Origin of the sequence: Rubinisphaera italica, from assembly GCF_007859715.1 — a bacterium.
GTDB classification, from domain to species: Bacteria; Planctomycetota; Planctomycetia; order Planctomycetales; family Planctomycetaceae; genus Rubinisphaera; species Rubinisphaera italica.
Genome location: NZ_SJPG01000001.1, coordinates 4,395,231 through 4,416,335 on the forward strand (window position 1 = coordinate 4,395,231; position 21,105 = coordinate 4,416,335).

General features: G+C 49.4%; 20 protein-coding genes. 12 read left to right on the top strand and 8 right to left on the bottom strand.

The genetic code is table 11. The features are described 5' to 3' along the window. Positions 1-161 precede the first annotated feature (161 nt). Positions 162-1,406 carry an FtsW/RodA/SpoVE family cell cycle protein gene (locus Pan54_RS16495; protein WP_165441812.1) on the top strand — a complete coding sequence of 415 codons (1,245 nt, stop codon included), beginning with the start codon at positions 162-164 and terminating at the stop codon, positions 1,404-1,406. On the opposite strand, the gene Pan54_RS16500 is transcribed toward Pan54_RS16495, so the two are convergent. The 5 genes from Pan54_RS16500 to Pan54_RS16520 form a co-directional block, all read right to left on the bottom strand. After that, on the bottom strand, positions 1,403-2,392 hold the full coding sequence (locus Pan54_RS16500; RefSeq protein ID WP_146504526.1) for a DUF1207 domain-containing protein: 990 nt from the start codon (positions 2,390-2,392) through the stop codon (positions 1,403-1,405). The two genes, Pan54_RS16495 and Pan54_RS16500, sit on opposite strands and share 4 nt — an antisense overlap. Positions 2,393-2,451: 59 nt before the next feature. Further along, positions 2,452-3,096 carry a TetR/AcrR family transcriptional regulator gene (locus tag Pan54_RS16505; RefSeq protein WP_165441813.1) on the bottom strand — a complete coding sequence of 215 codons (645 nt, stop codon included), beginning with the start codon at positions 3,094-3,096 and terminating at the stop codon, positions 2,452-2,454. 161 nt (positions 3,097-3,257) lie between these two features. Continuing rightward, positions 3,258-4,685 (bottom strand): sulfatase family protein, encoded by a 1,428-nt coding sequence (locus tag Pan54_RS16510; RefSeq protein WP_146504528.1) that lies wholly within the window; start codon positions 4,683-4,685, stop codon positions 3,258-3,260. A 29-nt stretch (positions 4,686-4,714) separates the two neighbouring features. Further along, on the bottom strand, positions 4,715-5,161 hold the full coding sequence (locus tag Pan54_RS16515) for a VOC family protein (RefSeq protein ID WP_146504529.1): 447 nt from the start codon (positions 5,159-5,161) through the stop codon (positions 4,715-4,717). Between the two features lie 169 nt (positions 5,162-5,330). Next, on the bottom strand, positions 5,331-6,518 hold the full coding sequence (locus tag Pan54_RS16520; RefSeq protein ID WP_146504530.1) for an amidohydrolase family protein: 1,188 nt from the start codon (positions 6,516-6,518) through the stop codon (positions 5,331-5,333). A 146-nt stretch (positions 6,519-6,664) separates the two neighbouring features. Between Pan54_RS16520 and Pan54_RS16525 the strand changes: the two genes are divergently transcribed. Together Pan54_RS16525 and Pan54_RS16530 are read left to right on the top strand one after the other, a co-directional pair. Continuing rightward, positions 6,665-7,480, top strand: coding sequence for a sialate O-acetylesterase (locus Pan54_RS16525; protein ID WP_146504531.1), 816 nt, complete (start codon positions 6,665-6,667; stop codon positions 7,478-7,480). A gap of 275 nt (positions 7,481-7,755) precedes the next feature. Further along, positions 7,756-7,947: a hypothetical protein gene (locus tag Pan54_RS16530; RefSeq protein WP_146504532.1), complete on the top strand. Its 192-nt coding sequence runs from the start codon at positions 7,756-7,758 to the stop codon at positions 7,945-7,947. A 123-nt stretch (positions 7,948-8,070) separates the two neighbouring features. Here Pan54_RS16530 and Pan54_RS16535 read toward each other — a convergent pair whose 3' ends face one another. After that, complete coding sequence (locus Pan54_RS16535; RefSeq protein WP_146504533.1) at positions 8,071-8,487, bottom strand: FHA domain-containing protein; 417 nt, start codon at positions 8,485-8,487, stop codon at positions 8,071-8,073. Positions 8,488-8,663: 176 nt separating this feature from the next. Then, positions 8,664-11,288 (bottom strand): protein-disulfide reductase DsbD family protein, encoded by a 2,625-nt coding sequence (locus Pan54_RS16540; protein WP_146504534.1) that lies wholly within the window; start codon positions 11,286-11,288, stop codon positions 8,664-8,666. Between the two features lie 465 nt (positions 11,289-11,753). On the opposite strand from Pan54_RS16540, the gene ispF reads away from it, so the two are divergent. The 4 genes from ispF (at position 11,754) to Pan54_RS16560 (ending at position 14,646) form a co-directional block, all read left to right on the top strand. Beyond that, complete coding sequence (gene ispF, locus Pan54_RS16545; protein ID WP_146504535.1) at positions 11,754-12,251, top strand: 2-C-methyl-D-erythritol 2,4-cyclodiphosphate synthase; 498 nt, start codon at positions 11,754-11,756, stop codon at positions 12,249-12,251. Between the two features lie 137 nt (positions 12,252-12,388). Beyond that, positions 12,389-12,883 carry a crossover junction endodeoxyribonuclease RuvC gene (gene ruvC, locus Pan54_RS16550; protein WP_146504536.1) on the top strand — a complete coding sequence of 165 codons (495 nt, stop codon included), beginning with the start codon at positions 12,389-12,391 and terminating at the stop codon, positions 12,881-12,883. Positions 12,884-12,979: 96 nt separating this feature from the next. Further along, entirely contained in the window at positions 12,980-13,606 is a 627-nt protein-coding gene (gene ruvA / locus Pan54_RS16555) for a Holliday junction branch migration protein RuvA (protein ID WP_146504537.1), read from the top strand. 47 nt (positions 13,607-13,653) lie between these two features. After that, the gene (locus Pan54_RS16560; RefSeq protein WP_146504538.1) at positions 13,654-14,646 is read left to right on the top strand and encodes a Gfo/Idh/MocA family protein; all 993 of its coding nucleotides are present in this window, start codon (positions 13,654-13,656) and stop codon (positions 14,644-14,646) included. Between the two features lie 156 nt (positions 14,647-14,802). On the opposite strand, the gene Pan54_RS16565 is transcribed toward Pan54_RS16560, so the two are convergent. Next, the gene (locus tag Pan54_RS16565; RefSeq protein WP_146504539.1) at positions 14,803-16,530 is read right to left on the bottom strand and encodes an SMP-30/gluconolactonase/LRE family protein; all 1,728 of its coding nucleotides are present in this window, start codon (positions 16,528-16,530) and stop codon (positions 14,803-14,805) included. Between the two features lie 128 nt (positions 16,531-16,658). On the opposite strand from Pan54_RS16565, the gene Pan54_RS16570 reads away from it, so the two are divergent. The 5 genes from Pan54_RS16570 (at position 16,659) to Pan54_RS16590 (ending at position 21,095) form a co-directional block, all read left to right on the top strand. Beyond that, positions 16,659-17,282, top strand: coding sequence for a DUF1990 domain-containing protein (locus tag Pan54_RS16570; protein WP_146504540.1), 624 nt, complete (start codon positions 16,659-16,661; stop codon positions 17,280-17,282). Further along, entirely contained in the window at positions 17,282-18,010 is a 729-nt protein-coding gene (locus Pan54_RS16575) for a TIGR02117 family protein (RefSeq protein WP_146504541.1), read from the top strand. The genes Pan54_RS16570 and Pan54_RS16575 overlap by 1 nt, the downstream gene beginning before the upstream one ends. Before the next feature lie 212 nt (positions 18,011-18,222). Beyond that, on the top strand, positions 18,223-18,798 hold the full coding sequence (locus tag Pan54_RS16580) for a hypothetical protein (RefSeq protein ID WP_146504542.1): 576 nt from the start codon (positions 18,223-18,225) through the stop codon (positions 18,796-18,798). A 201-nt stretch (positions 18,799-18,999) separates the two neighbouring features. Beyond that, entirely contained in the window at positions 19,000-19,989 is a 990-nt protein-coding gene (locus Pan54_RS16585) for a helix-turn-helix transcriptional regulator (RefSeq protein ID WP_165441814.1), read from the top strand. 59 nt (positions 19,990-20,048) lie between these two features. Next, on the top strand, positions 20,049-21,095 hold the full coding sequence (locus Pan54_RS16590; RefSeq protein ID WP_146504544.1) for a Gfo/Idh/MocA family protein: 1,047 nt from the start codon (positions 20,049-20,051) through the stop codon (positions 21,093-21,095). Positions 21,096-21,105 lie beyond the last annotated feature (10 nt).

Below are 21,105 nucleotides of genomic sequence, written 5' to 3' on the forward strand. Positions count from 1 at the left end.
AATCGATTCTGCCGATCCTCTCAAAATTGACGCTTGTACGCATCAATGTTCAATCCTGATGTTCATTGAACATACGGTTCGATACTAAGTGGGTGGCACGTCCCAGAACGAAGTGATGGGCGTGGCCGGGTGCCATGCTTGCATCACGCAGCAGGGCAAGCATGATTGGACGCAGTTCAACAGATTATCTCCCAATCAAAATTCCTGTTGGGTTACGCTTCGCTAACCCAACCTACGGGCTACGGGCTCGAATGAAACCCATGACAACACTCCCCGCAACCTCTGAAAAGCCGTTGGCCCGTGATGGGTTTATAATGGCGATGATTGCGCTGCTGGGACTGGGCACCATGATGGTTTTCTCCTCAACAGGCGCAACCCGCGTCCTGGAATTGCGGACTGATTACCTGGTCAAACACCTGACATTTTTGAGTCTGGTGGGCGTGATGTTTCTCACGGTCATCAATCTGCCGACACGGTTGATTCTGAAGCTGGCTCCCTGGATGTATCTGGCTGGACTTGGGTTACTGGCTCTGGTTCTGATTCCCGGACTGGGAGTAAAGATCAATGGAGCCCGCCGCTGGTTTCATCTCGGACCAGTCTCGTTACAGCCGTCTGAATTTATGAAAATCTTTCTGCCTTTGTTTTTGGCCACGATGTCCCGCTGGTCACGACAGCGCACTTATACCCTAGCTAACGGCATTGCTTTTATCGCGATTCTCATCACTCCTGTGCTCATTGCGATAGAGCCTGATCTCGGGACCGCAGCTATTGTCTTTTGCATGGGAGCCTGCTATTTATTCTTAGCGGGGTTTCCGCTCAAGCTATTCGTTGCGGGATTCAGCTGTATGGTCCCGGTGCTGGGCGGATTGATGCTCTATCGTCCCTACCAGTTAAAACGTGTCATGGATTACGTCACCGCTCTCGGTAACTGGGAGAATGCTCAATATCAGGTGAAGCAGTCTCTGCTCTCTATCGGTTCGGGAGGAATGTGGGGGATTGGCCCGGGGCGAGGGTTGCAGAAACTGAGTTTTCTGCCGGAATCGCACACCGACTTTGTGTTTGCCGTGATCGGAGAAGAACTTGGACTGGTTGGCACGCTGGCGACAATTTCTCTGTGGTTGTTGCTCTTCTTGTGTGGAGTCAAGCTTGTACAAAGTGTACAGCAGGATCGCGAACGTTTTGCCTTAGCCGGAACTCTGCTTGCGGGCATTGTCATTCAGGCGGCGATCAATGTCTGTGTTGTGACTTCGCTCGTTCCTCCCAAGGGGATTTCGCATCCCCTGCTCAGTTACGGCGGCAGTAATCTGCTCGCAACAATGCTTGCCTTTGCACTGATTATCAATTTGACTCAGCAACAGAAAAATACTCTTTCAGACGACCATTTGCATTCGACTCAATTCGATTAATAGTCGTACCACAACCCAACGCCAATCTGCATTTCATGTTCATCGTAGAATGAAAACTGCGGGCTTTCCCCGTTGTAATAATAGAGACCCGTACGGAGCGTTCCCGCTGTGAGGTTGTCACCCTTCCAGGCCCAACCGGCCTGCAAAGCAACGTTTCCACCAAAGTTGACTTCCTCGCGAAGATGAGTATTGAAGGCGATGAAAGGTTTTCCCTGAGGCCCAGTTGGGCATGTCGGACCGTAATCGAATCCGAACTGGAATTCCCAGGGTTCGGAAATTTCATTATGAAACGACCAGCTCGTCTCGGCGTATAATCGTAACTCGGGAAATGCGTAATAGGAGTAGCCGAAGACGAACGCATCTCGGTAATAATTCAACCGATTGAAGCCAACATTGTTCAGCAGAAACTCATCCCCAAGATGCGAACTGACATGATAAAACCCGAACTTATAGCGATGCGGCCCATCTCCATAAGTTCCGAGCAAGTCGTAGCGATAGTCGGTTGCGATCACATCCAGATCACCCCAGTTCTGTCGCAACTTGGCACCGCCGAGCAGGTCGAACTGAAATCCTTCTGGAGTATCGTGCGGACCAAAACGAAACAGGCCGAGACGCCCCCCCATCGTTGAATCGACATAGGTCTGATCTCCACTCACGTTGTCGATCTGAGTCGACAGTCTCGGTTCCGCAGCACTGGCCCAATAAGTTCCATAAATGAAACCTTCCGGCAGGAATTGCCGTTCCCAGATTTCTACATAAGGGGAACAGTATTGGGCGGTTTGAGTTTCCGGATAATCAGGGCGAAACGGCGGAGCTTCGCTAGTGATCAACTCCTGTGCATTCACCGGAAAGCCGCCGCAGAGAGTGAGGATTATCACAAACAGCAGGCCTGTTTTAATCAGTGTGTGGTTGTGCCCCACAAAATACTGTTGCAAAACGGCTGCAGCATCGAATGTTATGGCAGAAAATTTTGAAGGGTTTCGCATTGGTTCCTCCTTGAACCATCACCGCGAAATAATCGTTAATCATCGACATGAAAACGTCGTTAGTTTGAGCTGATAAACTCGGCTGTGGTCTGTTGCTCAGTGTCGATTTTATTGCCAGGCTTTTCCCCTAGCAGGACGAGCATCGTGCGGATGATGCCGGGGATATCCTGTTCTCCCGATCCTGATCGAGCAACGACTGTCATTCCATGAGCGGTGTTCACAAAGAACGTCGCCAGATCCTCCGGTCGATGTCCCTCGGGAAGTTCGCCTTGATCTTGAGCTTCCTGCAGTTTCTCCTGCAGCATCGATCGCATATCAGTAATCAACTTTCTGGCTCGCAGACCAACGGCGTTCTCGCTGGCTCCAAATTCAATAATCGTATGACTGACCAGACACCCTTTGCAGTCATGTTCTTCCTGAAACTCCTGCCAGCCGCGCACCCAGGTCCGAACATTCTCCAGCGGAGTGTACGGTCCGTTCAGGATCTCCTGAGTTCGGAAAAACACATCGTTGGCGTACAGCTCAAAAGCTTGCTCGTAGAGGGCTTTCTTATCTCCAAATGTCGAGTACATGCTGCCGGAATTGATGCCCATCGCTTCGAGCAACTCATCACAGGAAGCCGCTTCATAGCCTCGTTTCCAGAAGACATCCAAGGCAGAGGCTAACGCCTGCTGCTCATCAAATTTTTTCGGTCGTCCTACCATGGTTGGTTTCGGGATTCGATTTAAAGAATGAGTGGGGTAAACAGCCATATGCCATTAACTAGCATTATCGTCCTTTTTGAATCTTGATTCAACATGTAATTGAATCGGGTTTCAAAAATGCAAAAATGACATTTGGGGGAATTCTGACGGATTTCTCAATTTTACCGCCACTGAGCCGACCAGTCGGAGGTCTCGTATCCACTGCGGATTCTCCATTCTCTCAGCACGCCGAGCAGTTCGCGTTTCTGATCGATGAAATTCTCGTCATCCCATAAGTTTCGGACTTCGGTCGGATCATTCTTGAGGTCAAACAGCTGCCCCCAGGGCTCATCGAGAAAGTGAACGAGCTTCCAGTCCTTACTGCGGACCATGGTCATGAATTGCGTTCCAGTCAGAATGCCATCCTGAGCCTGCTCGGCAAACACATACTCGCGCTCCTGCCACTCTTCCTGAAACATCGCTGGTCGAATCGAGCGGGCTTCCAGACCTGCAGGCACTTCCGCTCCCGCCAGTTCCAGAATTGCCGGACCAATATCCATCTGCTGACACAATCCCTCAATCTTCTGACCCGCAGGAATCCGACCCGGCGACCACACCACCAGCGGCATTTTTGTGATCGTATCGTACATCGTCCATTTCTGACTGTGACCATGATCAGTCAGGCAATCGCCGTGATCGGAAGTGAAAATCACAATCGAATTTTCCAGATACCCCTTCTTGTCGAGTGTATTGAGAATCTTACCAACCTTCTCATCGATCATTGTGACATTGGCCAGGTAGTAAGCCCGCTGACGATGCCGTTGCTCCTCAGTTGGATTCAACTCCAGCACCACGGAATCGTGATCGACTTCCTGATTATGTGTCCGCAATTCCTTGAAAGGCTCCGGCTGCCCGGCAAGTTCTTCCTGCGTCACCTCAAGTAATGGCAGATCTTTTTTCAGATACGATTCCGCATAGCGGGGGATCGGATCGTAAGGCGGGTGCGGCCCCGGAAATCCAATCTCCAGAAACAATGGCTGCGTCAGCGGTTTCGATTCCAGCCACCAGCAGGCCATATCTCCGACAAACATATCGCTGTGCAAATCTTCAGGCAGTTCCCAGTCGAACGCGCCGAGAGCATCGCGATAATCGTCCCGCTTCCGATATAGTTCCCGCTGCTGCTTCACATGCCCGCGAATCTGTAGAGCCTTGTCCCACTCGTCAAAATAGAATCGCTCTTCGAGATATCGATCTTTATTCTCAACGACAAACCGCTCATGAAAACCGAGCGGCGTATCATAAGGATAACTGTGCATCTTCCCGACATTCACACACCGATAACCAACCTGAGCCAGCTTTTCGATCCACGACCGCCGCCACAAATCCGCATTCTTGAGCACACCCGTCGTATGCGGATAGTATCCGGTAAACAGACTCGCCCGCGCCGGCGCACAAGAAGCAGCAGTGATGAAACAGTTCGTAAACGTCGTTCCCTCATTCACCAGCCGATCCAGATTCGGAGTTTCCATGTAGGGAAACCCCAACGCATTGATCGTATCAAACCGCTGCTGATCAGTAATAATAAAGATAATATTCGGCTGGTCGGACATCGCTTAACTTCAATGAAAAATCAAAAGTACTACTCAAACATCGCACTGAAACGCCGCTGCATTTCTTCATGCGAAACATCTTCAATATGGGAGCCGAGCAACCATTCGTGACCAAACGGATCGAGCACTTTCGATGAGCGCTCCCCATAAAACTGATCCTTCGGCTCCATCACCAGTTTCGCCCCCGCTGCCACCGCCTGTTTTGTCATCGCATCGACATCCTCCACATGCAGGTGCACCGACGATCCCGTCCCCTCAAACGCTTCAGGCCCCTGAATGCCATATTCGGGATACTCATCGGAAAGCATAACCGTCTGCGATCCAAATTTCAGTTCCGCATGACCAATCCGCCCACCCGGCTCCGCCATCCGAAACTCTTCCACCGCTCCAAACGCCTGCTGATAAAACTCAATCGCCGCAGCCGCATTACGAACCCGTAAATACGGATAAACCTCGTGAATGGCGTTCGCTGTCATCGCTGAAATCCCGAATAGAGTGATGTCCGAATGGACGACTTGAACTTGCTCCAATAAGAGCAGTACATGTTACTCTTATCATTCTACTTTACAAATTAAGAACCGCAGATGAACACAGATAGACGCAGATATTTTGCATCTGCGTTTATCTGCGGATAAGTTCCTAAATTTAAATCCAAGGTCCAGTCGTCAAAACTTCAGCCTGACACAAATCCTGCAATGAAGTCATCAGTTTCGCTTCTGAATTCCGCAGCACGAGTAATGTCCAGTTCGCAGGTCGTCCAATCTGAATGGTGGTTTCCATCCCTAAGCTTTTTGCTCCATTGATCGTCGCCATTTCCAAAAGTCTCCTCGGTTCCACATCGGGAAACTGCTGTTTTAGAAAGCGAACTTCATTCCAGATCGATAAATCCGGATTCGAACCTCGACCATCCGTCCCGATCGCAACATTCACACCAGCCTCCAGCATCGATTGCCAGGGATGTTGTGTGTGTCCAAAATAATGATGTGTCCTAGGACAGTAAACGATATGCATTTGCGGATGCTCTGCCAGGAATTGTATCTCCTGTTCGTCCAGATAATTCCCATGAGCGAGCAGCACTCGGGGAGCATGCGAAAGCACCTTTAATAAATCGAGTGGTCTGGTTCCAGATGGATACATGTCTGCCGACCACATTCCGAATTGACTGAGCATGTCAACCAGTTCGCCAGTTCCCTCTGTCAGCAATTCCAGCTCGGCTTTCGTCTCTGCCAGATGCATCATTAAGGGGATCCCCATGTCTTGAGACAACTGCACACAATGCTCCAGTAAATCGGGGCGGACCGTAAACGGGGCATGTGGACTCAAGCCAAATCGGGAACTTCCAGATTCCTGCACAAACGCTGAAATCTGCTCCTTTTGATTTGTGACCGCTTCATCCGTCAGGCCAATCACTTCCTGAAACAGAATCACTTCCGGTTGATTGTCTCCCGTCTGAGGATAACAGCCCACTGGCTGCGTTTTCACATCAGCCAGAAAACCAACGCTTACTCGTGCAGACTCTTCAATTCCTGCTCGAATGGCAGCGGAGACATCTTGATTCTCTCGCCTCGTTCGCATCGTTTCGCCAATCCATTTTGGGAAAGGTCGATTCGTAACAAACGGTTGTTTCAACTGACTGAACTCGAGATGGCAATGCGCATTCACCAGTGGCGGGATAATGGCTGCATTGCCCAAGTCGGTCGCGTTTGGCGAACGTCCGGCTGTGATCTCCACAAGCATGCCCTGCTCGCAGATGAGCGTCACATCCCGTAAAACTTCATCCGATTCCCCTGTCCAAAGCAGAGGAGTATAAAAAGCAGTGGCGATATCTGTCATGCCTCAAGGATATTCTCTCAAGAGAAACATTCCCAGCCATACAACATTAGCATTCGCTCCAGGTGTCTGTTGTATCGGAGTTTGATATTGTATCTGTTAGAGTTTCTATTGAATGATCGATCTCCCTGCTGACAGAAAGTGGTTCTATGTTCAAGCGACGTTTGTTTCTCTCTGTATTGTCTTCCTGCGTTTTGTCGAGCTGCTTAACGACTCCCCTATTTGCTCAGGATGAAACCAAGTTGCCGGAGCGTGATCAGTTTCATCTGTTTCTGCTCATTGGTCAGTCCAATATGGCTGGGCGAGGGAAGGTGAGTGAAGTAGACCTGACTCCACAACCCCGTGTCCTCTGCTTCACCCAGGAACAAAAATGGCAGCCCGCAGTCGATCCACTCCATTTTGATAAACCGTCGATAGTCGGGGTCGGGATTGGAAAAACATTTGGAACGATCATTGCGGAAAAGAATCCAGAGATTGTTGTCGGCTTGATTCCCTGTGCCGTGGGCGGTTCGCCGATCTCCTCCTGGGAGCCAGGTGGCTATCACGCACAGACGAAGTCACACCCTTATGACGACATGCTCAAACGCTGTCGTGTGGCTATGAAGTCAGGGAAGTTGAAGGGAATCTTATGGCATCAGGGGGAGTCGGATTCGAATCCAAAACAGAGCGTTGTGCATGAACAGAAGCTCCACGAATTGATTGACCGGTTGCGGAAAGATCTTGACGCTCCCGAAGTGCCTTTCATTGCAGGGCAGCTCGGTCAATTCCCAGAGCGCCCCTGGTCAGCTGATAAAAAGCTCGTCAATCAAGCTCATGAAACACTTCCGGAAAAGGTTCCACACACGGCTTTCGTCCCTTCCAACGGACTGACACACAAAGGCGATCAGGTTCACTTCAACGCTGAATCCTACCGGGAATTCGGCAGACGCTACGCCAATGCTTATCTAAAGATGATCAAAGAATGAGTTCCCTGCAGGATGCTGACATTTCGATGGAATCTGCTCAGGACGACCGGGATTTCAGGGATCGTATTCGTCCGAAGCGGTGCAATCGGCAATTTCGCACTCTCCTGACTGAACAATCCTCGAAAACCGCTGGTATTCCATGAGCCCTGCGGGCTATACTTTCGGGACACTTCTCGAAAATCTATCTTCAAACGACCGAGAGTTCGCAAGTCTGAGTTGAACACCGCAACTTGCAAGAATCAGCAAAACACCGAGAACGACATCAAGGAATCGTTATGTCCACTGGAATTCGCCGCTTACTATTCGCATCGGCCATCGCCGCAGGTTTAGTAGCGCTCATGTCAATTACCGATATGATCGTCGGAGTTCCCTTCGCCGGCTTCAGCACGATGATGGACGTCATGTTCCTGCTCAGCTCCCTGCTCATCATCTATATGATCCGCCAGTGCTTCCAGGAACTGCGGTAAGCCGGTGCGAGATACGAAATCATACAAGCACGAAGCGCAAGCGAGTGTGCGATTGATACACCTTTTGTTAAACACACTCACTTGCGCTTCGTGCTTGTAATGCTATGACGATTGCCGTGGCAATCAATCCTCGTCATCAATGAGCGAGACCATGTCGTCTTCGTCGAGGAGCTCGAATTCGGATGAGTCGATTGTCATTGGATCGGGTTCGATGACTTCGGTCCGTTCTTTCGCGTTCAGGCTCTCGGCATCATCTGGGCCCATGAAGACTTTGAACTTCACTTTGGCGAATGCGAGTTCATCGCCGGGGAGAATTGCTCCTCGCAGCACACGTTGACCATTCACTTTGGTGCCGTTTGTGCTGCCAAGGTCGCGGATAAAAAGCAGGCCATCGGTGCGGGCGACCACGCAGTGGATTTTCGAGATGCTCGGGTGTTCGATGACGACATCGCAGATCCCCTGCTTGCGACCGACAATGGTCACATCTTTGGAGATCACGATTTCGCGACCCTGAACAAGAGGTATCAGTTTGGCTTGCATAAACAAAGCATCAATTAAAAAAGCCCGGATAGTTACACTCTCAGTGTGAACGGCATTGCTGACAGAGTCAAGCAGGCAATCATGAGATTCGAAATCGCAGGGGAATACTGCTATGTTTACGCTTTGCAGCGGATTTTAGGAATCTGACAAGAATTCCCCCACGAAACTTGTGCACATCACCGACGCACAGGAGTTCCAGCCATCGCGGCTTTACGCTGCCATTCATCGAGGCCAGCCTTCAAGAATCGAGTGAACTGCCCTTGTTCCCGCTCGGCTCCTTTATAACTGCTCAAAATGGTTTCTCCATCGGGAGTAACAACTGCATAGGCTGGCATCGTCGCATCGTTAAACCAGTCTGATTGCAATCGACGATTTTTAACCAGCAATTCCTGAGCGAGTTCCTTGTTCATGTCGGGAATGCTGTCCGTATAGAGTTGCACGCGGACAAAATTTTTCAGCAACTTGTGGTTTTCCTCTTTCGGGAAGACGTTCACTTCCATAAACCGGCAATTCACACAGTTGGTCCCGGTGAAATCGAAGAAGAGAGGTGTGTTGGTCGCTTTTGCATACTCAATCGCCTGATCGACATCAAGAGCATACAGCAACTCATCATGCTCGAGCGCTGGCCCCAGTTCGACATCATCCAGAGATTTGTAGGAAGGAGGAGCGAACGCGGCGATCTGCTCCCAGAGAATTCCTTCTGGTTTCTGAGCACCATAAATTCCACTGGAGAGATAAGCCGCAAATCCCAGAAATGAAATTGCGAAGGCGAGCCGCAACGCTCCGATGGAATCGGTCGCGCTGTCTGAAGGGAGTTTAAACATTCCCAACAGATAGAATCCCGCGACAATGCACAGCACCATCCAGGAGGTCATCACGAGGGCATAATCGAAAATGTAAGGTGTTGTGAAGATGACGATATCTGCAACACTTAAAAATTTGAAAGCTGCCCCGATTTCCATCAACCCGAAAATTACTTTCACATTGTTCATCCAGCCGCCGCTCTTAGGAAGTTTCTTCAGATAACTCGGGAACAATGCCAGCAGAAAGAACGGAGAGGAAAATGCGGCTGAGAAGGCGATCATTCCCAGTGCCGGCCAGTAGTAGTTCCCCTGAGCAGCCATTGGCAATAACAAGCCAACGAATGCAAATGTGCAGGTGAATGAGACCAGCGTAAATGTGAAGGACATAAACAACACGCCCAGCACACCCCCCTGCCCCTCTTTCGACGAGGACCAGGTCAACAGCCAGGAGGGAACCCGAATTTCAAATAGCCCCAGCATGCTCATACCAAAGAAGACCAGGACTGCGGCAAGAAACAGATTGAACCACGGATTGTTGGCCACCATGTTCATCCCGGCAGCTCCAAAGACCGCTGAGACAAAAATCCCGATTATCGTGAATGTGGAAATGATGCCCAGGCAATACAGGAAGGCCATTCCGAATGGTTTATGATGCTTCGCTTCTGCCTGTTTCAGGAAGAAACTGACGGTGATTGGAATCATGGGGAAAACGCACGGTGTCAGCAGTGCCATATAGCCAAAGATAATTCCCGTTAACAAAAACGGAATCAAACCCTGATCCTGAATCGCTATTTCTTCTTCAACAGGACCAGTTGCGGTCTCGGCTGGAGCTTTTTCGTCGGTAATCTCCAAGGATGCCTGAGCCGTGCTGGTATTGCCCAGCAGTTCAAAATTGACCGTATTGGGCGGCAGGCAGCTGCCACTTTCTTCGCAGAGTTGGTACATCAACGAACCGGTAATGGGGCCTTTAAAACTGTCTTCATCGAGTTGATAGCGTTTCTGCCAGGTGATTTCGTGATGGAACACCTGCTGAACGATGTCGACATCCGGCTTGACGATTTCTGGTTTTTGTGTCGGCAGGAATCGGGCATCAATCGCCTTGAGACCATCAATTTTCGGAACGTTGATGGCAGTCGGGATACCAAACATTTCCGGATCCTGTGTCTGTGCATACAGATGCCAGTCGCCATCCACTTTCGCAGTGATCGCCAGCACAACAGTTTTCACGGCTTCATCACCACTAGAGGTGTTGAGCAGTTTGATATTGAGGTGAATCGGATCGGGTCCACCGAATTCCCGTTTGGGGTCGATTGTGGTTTCTGCGAGTACGGTTCCAGAAATCAACGCGAGAGTTTCCGTCTTTTTCGGCTCGAAAATATCTTCGGGCATATCCGGAATTTGGGGCTTAGCCTGCAGCATTTCTTCGAGAGTTGGCTCACTGGCTGCCGGGCCTAATTTGGCCTGCAGCAAAATCGGTTTGGTAAACTGATTACAGGTCGAATCGTCGCAGACCTGAAATTTCAATTCGCCGGTAATTTTCGGAGCAGCCGAGCCAGTCACGCGGTATTTCCGTGTCCAGCTGACACCGCCATAAAACTTTTCGAGCTTCGCATCATCAAATAACGGCTCCACGACCACTTTCGGGTCCTTACTCGGCTTGAATTTGTCATCAATCGGTTCGAGACCGACAATTTCTTCCAGACTGATTTTCGTCTCTGCTCCGATATTCGGATTCTGCGAGTAGACGTAAGCGGCTCGATCGGTTTTGACTTCAATCGTTGCCGTAATTTCTTCGCCAACAACGGCAGTCGCCGGGGAAAATGTCATGGACACTTTCGGTACTGAAGGTTTTGCAGAATCAAACCCCGGCAAACTGAGATTTCCACCGTCTCCCAAGGGGGATTCGAGCTGTGCGTAGCTGGCCGTCGCAGTCATTAAAAATGCGATGAGAGCAGCATTGAGTGCGATAACAGTTATTTTTCGACCGAATTCGATCATTGAGTTCACCTGCAGAAAACATTCTGATTCACTAAAGAAGCGGCCGCCTGGCCTGACTTCTGGAATTTCCGTAAGCAGTCCTGTCCAAATAGATTACAGGCTTTCCAAAATCGTGGAAAGCCGAACTGCTCAATTGCCCCGAACAGTTATTCGAGATCAATCACACTCTATTATCGACCGTTCATCTCGCCCCGTCCGTGAAACAGCACACAATTGGTCCCACATTCGCCAATTGAGACCGAATCGTGATTTCCTGTCAGCACCGGTTGTTGAATACAATACTGGCCTGTACATTCAATTCAGTGAAAGCCGCTGACCAGTCGGAACAGGCCTACCACTGAACAAATTGTAGGCGGAGTTTTTGGTCTCGTCTAACGAGAACTCATAATCGAGCTGAGGACCTCTTGTTGAAGAGTACCCAAATTAATACGCACGGATTTCATTTTATTGAGTTTGAGACACACTATGGATTCATATTCTGTCCCACAATGGCGAATCGGCGAAGGGCACGATGTACACCGTCTTGCTGAAGGTCGCAAGCTAATCGTGGGAGGCATTGAAATTCCGCACACGGTCGGAGCTGTCGGTCACAGCGATGCCGATGTGCTGCTGCATGCCGTGACTGATGCCCTGTTAGGCGCAATCGCAGCCGGAGATATTGGCGAACTCTTTCCCGATACCGACGATCAGAATAAAGACGTCAATTCAGCAGTTTTCCTGACCGCGGCTTTGAAACTGGTTTTGGAACGAGGCTATCACGTTTCAAATCTCGATTGCACCATCTTTGCTCAGTCCCCTAAACTCTCCCCATACAAGCAAATGATTCGTAAACGACTGGCGGAACTGCTGGGCATTTCCATCGACGTTGTGAACGTGAAAGCCAAAACCGGGGAACAGGTGGGGCCGATTGGCCGAAAAGAAGCAATCGGCGCATCCGCCAGCGTTTTATTGATGCGGGATTGAGGAACATACGAATATAAGCACGAAGCGCAAGCGAGTGTGTCAGATCGAGTTATATAAACACACTCGCTTGCGCTTCGTGCTTGTAAATGAAACTTGTGGACATCGTCAGGGACTACCTGAGGAATTAAGGAACAACAGTGGAACGGATTCTTGGGATTGATCCTGGTTTGAATCGCACCGGATATGGTGTGATTCATCGGGAGCAAAATCGCGTCATTCTGGATGAAGGGGGCGTCGTCGCTACAAATCCGTCTCAGCCTCTCGCAGAACGAATCTGTGAAATCGCCTGCGAAATCCGTGAAGTGATTGATCAATGGAAGCCAACCGCTCTGGCAATTGAGCAGGTGTTTTCCCTCGGCAAGAATCCTAAAAGCGCCATCCTGCTGGCTCATGTTCGGGGAGCAGTTCTGGCCAATGCGTTTGAATCTGGCTTGAAAATCTATCATTACAAACCTACACAAATCAAAAAATTACTGACGGGCCATGGGCGAGCTTCCAAAGAGCAGATGCAGCACGTTGTAAAAACAGAACTCGGCCTGTCGGAAGTCCCTCGACCTCATGATGTCGCGGATGCTCTGGCGATAGCTTTGTGTCATCTACATACTTCCATCCCTGATCAATATGCCGCGTGATTCGATTTCTTGAATCATGGACACACACTAATACAAATCAAAACTGTCTGAGCCCATAGTGGCTCCAGAAAACATAGAATACTCAGGAGTTTATTTTTGATTGCATCGATACGAGGTCCGCTCAAGTCCCTTGAGGGAACGTCGGCTTACATACAGGCTGGTCCGTTTCTACTGGAAGTTTACATCCCCGATTTTGTCCGGCGTCAACTACAGGGAAAAATCGGACAGGAAGTCGAACTGCTCACGATGGCCTATCTGGATGGCAATCCCCAAAAGGGAGGCCGGATGACGCCGCGTGTCATCGGCTTTATGACGGAAGCCGAGCGGACATTTTTTGAACTGATCTGTTCTGTCGATGGACTGGGAATCAAAAAAGCCTTGGCAGCAATTGTTCGGCCTGTCCGTGAAGTCGCCTACGCGATTGAGCAGCAAGATACAAAAACACTCAGTACTTTGCCGGGCATTGGGCCAGCTGTCGCCGAGCGGATTGTGGCCAAGTTGCGACGGAAGATGACCCGCTTTGCCCTGATGGTCGATCGAACATCCGATACAGCTGATGCTCCATATCGGGATATGATGTCTGAAACCTTTGAAGCCTTGATCGCATTAGGTCATACTCATGATGACGCACGCAACAAAATCGACAGCGTGGAATCCTCCGGGAAGAAGTACAAATCTGTTGAAGATGTACTCAGTGCGATCTATCAGCAGGAATACAAATAATCCTTTCAGGCGAGTCTTGCCGCTTTTAATTTAGAGTTACCAACATCATGTCAGACAAAGTTCGCTGGGGAATACTCAGCACTGCAAAAATTGGAACCAAACAAGTAATTCCGGCGATGCAGAAAGCTGCCAATTGTGAGATTGCGGCGATCTGTTCCCGGAGTTTGGAAAATGCTCAGTCAACTGCAGATGAGTTGGGTGTCGACAAGGCGTATGGCTCCTACGATGAGTTGTTAGCCGATTCTGAGATTGATGCGATTTATAATCCGCTGCCGAACCACATGCATGTCGACTGGTCGATCGCTGCTCTGAAAGCCGGTAAGCATGTGCTGTGTGAAAAACCACTCGGGTTGACTGCAGCCGATGCTCAACGGCTCGTCGATGCGGCTGCTTCTCATCCCGAACTCAAAGTGATGGAGGCGTTCATGTATCGCCATCACCCGCAATGGCAGAAAGCGAAAGAGGTCGTTGATTCAGGAGCACTCGGTCAGCTTCGTACGATTGATTGTACGTTTTCGTATTTCAATCTCGACGGAGGAAATATCCGCAATCAGAAGGAATTGGGTGGCGGCTCATTAATGGACATCGGTTGCTATCCGATTTCCCTTTCCCGATTTATTTTCGGAACAGAGCCGAATCGAGTTCTGGGTAGTATCGATATCGATCCCGATTTTCAGATCGATCGCCTCGCTTCCGTTGTCATGGATTTCCCGGCTGGGACTTCGACATTCACCTGCTCAACACAAATGGTCCCCTATCAGCGAGTCAACATTTTCGGAACGGAAGGTCGTTTCGAAATCGAAATCCCCTTCAATGCTCCAATCGATCGTCCCTGCAAAGCCTGGCTGCAAACAGCTACTGGAACCGAAACGCTCGAATTCCCTGTGTGCAGTCAGTACACAATACAGGGGGAACTTTTTGCCAATGCGATTTTGAAAAACACACCAGTGCCTACGCCACTCAGCGATGCGATCGGCAACATGAAAACGATTGAAGCAATTTTCACAAGTGCCGAACAAAATGCCTGGGTTTCGTTATAGCGAAGATAAATACAACTCGTTCCCAAGGAGGACCTTGGGAACGAGTAACCCGGAATAAGTGGACAGCAGAGATCCTGAGCTTTGCTGCGCTCCGATCCCAGCCAACCATTGTCGATTAACACACCCGCTTGCGCTTCGTGCTTATATGATCTGGACTCAATTTAATTGAGCTTTGAGAAATTTGTCGACGTCTTCAACAACTTGATCGAACCAGGGGAGTTGGTTCCAGCAGCCATGTTTGGCGTCGGGGTAAATAATGAGGTCGGTTGTCACACCGGCAGCTTGCAGTTTTTCACGTGCGGGTTGATTTCGTGGAGGATTATCGAGTTCGCCAGTAATAAACAGGATGGGAGAATCTCCTGCTGAGATTTGTTCGTAGGCATCGGCCAGGCGATACTGATCCATTCCTTCATCAACACTTTTTCCGATCCACTGATTCGAATAGAAATCTGGATTTTTGCGGGAGTTCTCGGCTACCGAGCCTGTCATTATCTGCAGTGGACCAGCCATCACGACAGCTGCCTGCAGTTTCGAGGATTGATCCTGCCAGCCCCCTGCGTCCTGAAGTTCCGGGTTGTCGGAACCGGTCGCCATCAAACCGACCAAATGTCCTCCAGCTGAGCCGCCGACGGCAGTGATCTGCTGGGGATTGACATGAAACTCTTTGGCATGGGCTCGCAAGTAGCGGACGGCTGCATTGCAATCATGAATCCCAGCCGGGAATTTTGCTTCTCCGGCCAGACGGTATTCGATCGCCATGGTTGTATAACCTCGTTTCGCCAGAGCAATCGCCAGAGCACGAAATTTCGTTTTGTCACCTTTGACCCAGCCACCACCATGGACCACAACAATGGCTGGATTTTGATCCCGCTTGGTTGTGGTAGGGACAAACAGATCCGCCAGCAGTTTTCGGGAGCCGTATTCGGCATAAACCACATTGCGATGAGCTTCGATGTCTGCGGGGATTTCAGTGCTCGGGCGGTTCTGATTAGAAGTTTGTTTTTGAGTCGGTTCCGGCGAGCGGCCGGAGACATTCATCTTTTGTCGATACAAACCTCCAAAGCCTGTGATATACAGCGACTGCATTTCGTTGTCGCCGAAGGTGCAGTTAATGGGACGCGTTGGTGTAGGAAACTTTTCGATCAGTTCGCCAGCAGGATTCCAGATCCAGACATCGCTTGCTCCACAGCAGTAGACATTACCTGCCCGGTCGGTACACATGCCGTCGGCTCCCTTTTCGGGGCCATCATCCATAGTGGCAAACAATTTCCCTTCTCCGACCTGGCCTGGCTGTTTGACGGGATACGACCAGACCTGCTTGTCTGCATAAGCCGAGACATACAGCGTTGCTTCATCGGGAGAAAGGATGATGCCGTTCGGAGCAGATAAATTTGCGACCACCTTGGAGTCCTGGGTTTCAGGATCGATATAGCGTACTTCGCCGGGGCCGGTTAGTGTGTAATAGATGCCTCCCTGCATGTCGACGACAAGGTCGTTCGGTTTTTGAGCTGGCTTGGCGGCTTTGTCGTGCTGATAGATCGTTTTGAGTTCGTTATCCTCTAACACTGCAATGCGACTGTTGCCGTTATCGGAAACGTACAACTTGCCATGATTATAAAATGTTGCGCTGATGCGGACATCGGTCAGAATCGGTTTGGACCAGCGATTGGCTCTTGTCGATAACAGGTTGAGTTGGCTGCCCTTAACGTCGGGAACGTAAAGCCCCCCCTGATCGTTCCAGGAAGGACCATCAGCCAGTCCGAAGTCGTCTCGAATAAGTTCCAGTTCGGAAGAGTGATCGACCACCGTTTCTGCGGCAGAGAGAATTGCGGAACTGCAAAGGGTCAAAAAGCCGAGCAGTGTCAACGAAAGCCAACTTTTCATAGTGAATCCTTACCGTGGGAGTTTCAGTCAATTGATTGAATTGAGATGATCGACATTGTGTTATCAGCGATAATCAATGTAACTTGGCTTATCTGTTGTCGCAATGTTGTAGGCATTCAGGAGTTCTTATGGCGATCATGTCGTTCCAGAAACCTTCTGCAGAATTTCTTTCCCGTTTTCTGAATGGGCAGAAAGAGTTGGAATTCACCTACCCGGAATTTGGTGCGACAGCGGGAGAGTTGCCGCAGGGATATTTGGTCGACCGGACTCGAATTGAGTTAGGGAATGGTTTGACAGTTTTTGAGAAGGCGAAGCAGGCATTGGAACAGTGGGAGCAGTTTCAACTCGGTTGGGTGGAAACGTGGCCCCGAGAGGTTCCTATTCAAACGGGGGAAGAAGTCGCCATCATGGCGAAATCATTTGGTTGCTGGTGGTTGAATTCGTGTCGAATTGTGTATTGCATTGATGATCAGGACGCGATCACCAAATTCGGATTCGCCTACGGCACCTTGCCAGGCCATCTCGAATGTGGGGAAGAACGATTCCTGATTGAATGGAATCGGCAAACGGATATTGTGGCCTATGAAATTCTCGCCTTCTCGAAACCGGGACACCTGCTGACACGCCTGGGTTATCCGTTTGCTCGGAGAAATCAGAAACGATTTGCCAGAGAGTCAGCCGCTCGTCTGCAACATGTTGCAAGTTCAACAAAATCGAGCAGAGTTGAATTTAAGAATGAAAAGGCTGATTGATGAAATCACCCGAATCTCGATCTGTCCCGGAAAACAAGCCTCCGAAAAAAAGTCGGTGGATTTTTCGTTGGTTGAAGCGGAGTTTAGTGTTTTTTCTGGCTTTGATCGGGAGTTATTTTCTGATCATTCTGATCGGCCTGCTGCCCGCTAATTCCGACTTTGAAGAGTCACCCGATGGCATCGAAATCTTTATCACTTCCAATGGCGTTCATGCGGATGTCGTGATGCCGATTGAGACGGATGTGGTCAACTGGCGAAAGACATTTGAAGGAGTCTCGTTTCCTCAAAATACAGACTGGGCAACTCATGTCGCGGTAGGCTGGGGTGACAAAGGGTTTTATGTGGAAACTCCCACGTGGGCGGACTTGAAAGTTTCAACCGCGTTTCGAGCCTTGTTCACTCCCTCACCCTGTTGCCTGCACGTGGTGATGCAGAATCAGCCGAAGACAGGAGAAAATGTTCGGGCGGTGAAGATTTCAGAGGCACAATACCGCAAAATGGTCGAGACCATTCAAGCCTGTTTTCTCCTTCAGAAGGAGAATATTGCATCAATTTCTGACTCAAGTTATGGCAAATACGATACGTTTTACAAAGCGATTGGCAATTATCATTGCCTGAACACCTGCAATTCCTGGGTTGGCTGGGTGATGCGGGAATCGGGTATTAAAGCCCCTCTGTTGACTCCTTTGCCTAAGTCGGTGTTCCTGTATCTCCCTGCACCTGAATAGGATATCGATCAATTTAATTGTCGAAATTGGAAACCGGAAGCCGTTACAGATGTTAAATGATATAGTGAAATATGTTTTCATAATTTCATCATTTTGTGAAATACTTCACGAACTGCTAATTTTCACAGTGACATAATCAGTGTCGGGGATAAAATACCCAGTAGTCAATCAATGCCGACGCAAGTCGAGTACTCACTTAATGGAGGTAAAAGATGTCGGATAATCAGGATTTGAATAATCAGGAAACTGGATTTGAAGATTCTCCCAATATGGTTCCAGGTGAAATTGTTTCCGGCGAATCGATTACCGAAAAAAATAGCTCTAAGTCTCAGTTTGGAAAATTGATGATTGCCGTCGCCTTGCTTCTGGTAGCTGGTGGCTGGGGTTACGCCAAACAGGATGAATTCAAAGCGGCTCTGGGCATGGAAGTCGAAAACAACTTTCCTGGTTGTACGGCTGGAGGCTCCTGCTGCAGTCATGCGACTGAGCTGACCGAAAGTGGCGAACCAGGCATGTGTTGTCATGAAGAAAAAGTCGCCGAGCATGCCTCGTGTTGTGCAGAAATGCAGAAAAACGCGATGGTCGCTGCTTTGCTGGAAGGTGTTACCGAGGAAGGTTTGAATCCCGAAAATTCTGAGTCGGCTCCCATCGCAGCCGAGTTGGTAGTGACAGATGAAGCCACTGAAATCGAAGAATCTGCTACTGAAGAAGTGGTTCCTGTGATCGAATCTGAGGAAGTAGTCACTCCCGTTGAAGAAGTTTCTGCCGAAACTCCTGCAGCGACGTAATCGATTCTATGCTTCCGATAATTAATAACGCTCTGCATAACTGCGGAGCGTTTTTTTATGGTTATAGAAACTTTTCCAGACTTGTGTGTGCGATCCGTTTGAATTGTCTGGCGTTTATTGCGGAGAGCGAAATAGTCACTTATGATTCAAAAAGTTAGCTCGAGCTCGAAAGAATTTTGGATAAAGTCGGAATCAACTGGAATGGCACAAACGAATCGCATTCGCCGCCTGCTGCGGATTGTGGCGATTCTTCACTCGGGACGTTTAGTAAATGCTCCCGATCTGGCTCGGGAATGTGAGGTCTCCCGTCGCACAATTTTTCGCGATATCGAAAATCTGCGGGATTCCGGGCTACTCATTTCGTATGATGAAAAAAAGCAGACCTATCATTTTGAGAGCAGTCAATTCCTGATTCCAACCGATTTAACGGCCGAAGAAATACTGGCATTACTGGTGCTCTGTCAGGATTATGCAGATTCCGAAACTGGAATTCCTCATCTGGCACCGGCTCGAATGGCGGCCTTCAAACTCGCCAGTCGATTGCCGAGTGAGGTTCGTCAGTCGTTTGGAGAACTGTTGGACCTGCATCACCTGCAACTGCCTCCGCTGGCGAAACAGGACGAGACAAATCAGATTTACGATCAGATTCAAACGGCCTTGAAAACACAGCATCCTTTGCAAGTGGAATACAACAGTTTTGCAGATCAGGATGTGATTCGGACTCGGCTCAATCCCTATGCCCTCTATTTTGGAAATCGCAGCTGGTACGTGATTGGACACGCTTCTTTGTTTCGGCAAGTCCGTACATTTCATCTGAAACGCTTTCACAAAGCCGAACTTCTGACCAGGCAAAACTATAAAATCCCGGCTCGATTTTCGCTGGAAAATTATTTTGGAAATGCCTGGCAGATGATCCGGGAGACCTCTCAAAAGCATGAGGTGATTGTCCGCTTCGGGAGAAAAGTGGCCGGGAATGTGGCCGAAGTCCACTGGCATAAAACCCAGCAGATTGAAAAATATGCCGATGGCACGATCGATTTTCGAGTTGAAGTCGAAGGACTCAATGAGATTTGCTGGTGGATTCTCGGCTACGGAAATCAGGCTTATGTTGTGCAACCGCTCGAATTACGTAATATGATAGTGAAACACGCTCAACGTATGATTGAGCAATACCTTCCTCCGTCCAGATGATTCGTGCTTGTGATCATCTTCCCGCCAATTCGATTACGATTTTAATTCTGGAGAGTCCTATGAGAACATTCCTAATGTCTTGCTGTGTAGCATTTCTGATTTCAACCGCAACTTCTGCAGACGATTTGAAGAAGGGAGATAAGCCAGTGCTACGCATCGGAATTATTGGTCTGGATACATCACACGCGGTTCATTTCACAAAAACGATTAACAGTAAGACACCTTTGCCGGAATTTTCCGGATGCAGGATTGTCGCCGCGTATCCTCAGGGGAGTGCGGATATTGAATCGAGCGTAAGCCGGATACCAGGTTATACAGAAGAAGTTCAGAAATACGGCGTCGAGATTGTCGACTCGATCCCTGCACTGCTCGAAAAAGTCGATGCGGTTTTACTCGAAACGAACGACGGCCGTCCTCATCTTGAACAGGTGATTCCGGTTCTCAAAGCGGGCAAGCCCGTCTTTGTCGACAAACCTGTCGCGGCGTCTCTGGTCGATGCGATCGCAATTTATCAGGCTGCAAAAATCCTGGATGTTCCACTCTTTACATCGTCCTCATTGAGATTCACGACCGGAGCACAGGAAATTAAAGCGGGAGCAATTGGCGATATTCTTGGCTGCGACACCTTCAGCCCTTGCCCAATTGAACCAACGCATCCCGATTTATTCTGGTACGGAATTCATGGCGTTGAACCGCTCTTCACCTTGATGGGTCCAGACTGTGAAACGGTGACTCGAGTCCACACCGAGAGCTGCGACGTGGTTGTCGGAACCTGGGCTGATGGACGGATTGGGACATTCCGCGGTCGTCGCGGAAAAGATGGCAAATACATGGGAGGATACGGCGGGACCGCATTTGGTACGAAGGGCACTCGGCCGATCGGCAGTTTCAGTGGATACGAGCCTCTTCTTTCGGAAATCATTAAGTTCTTCAAGTCGGGCGTCGCCCCAATGGATTCGCAGGAGACATTGGAAATCTACGCCTTCATGGAAGCTGCTGATGAAAGTCGTCAACAACATGGAAAAACGATTTCTCTGAAAGCAGTCATGGATGATGCGACTATTCAAGCGAAAGAATTATTGAAAACGAAATACGATCTGGAATAATTGATCCACT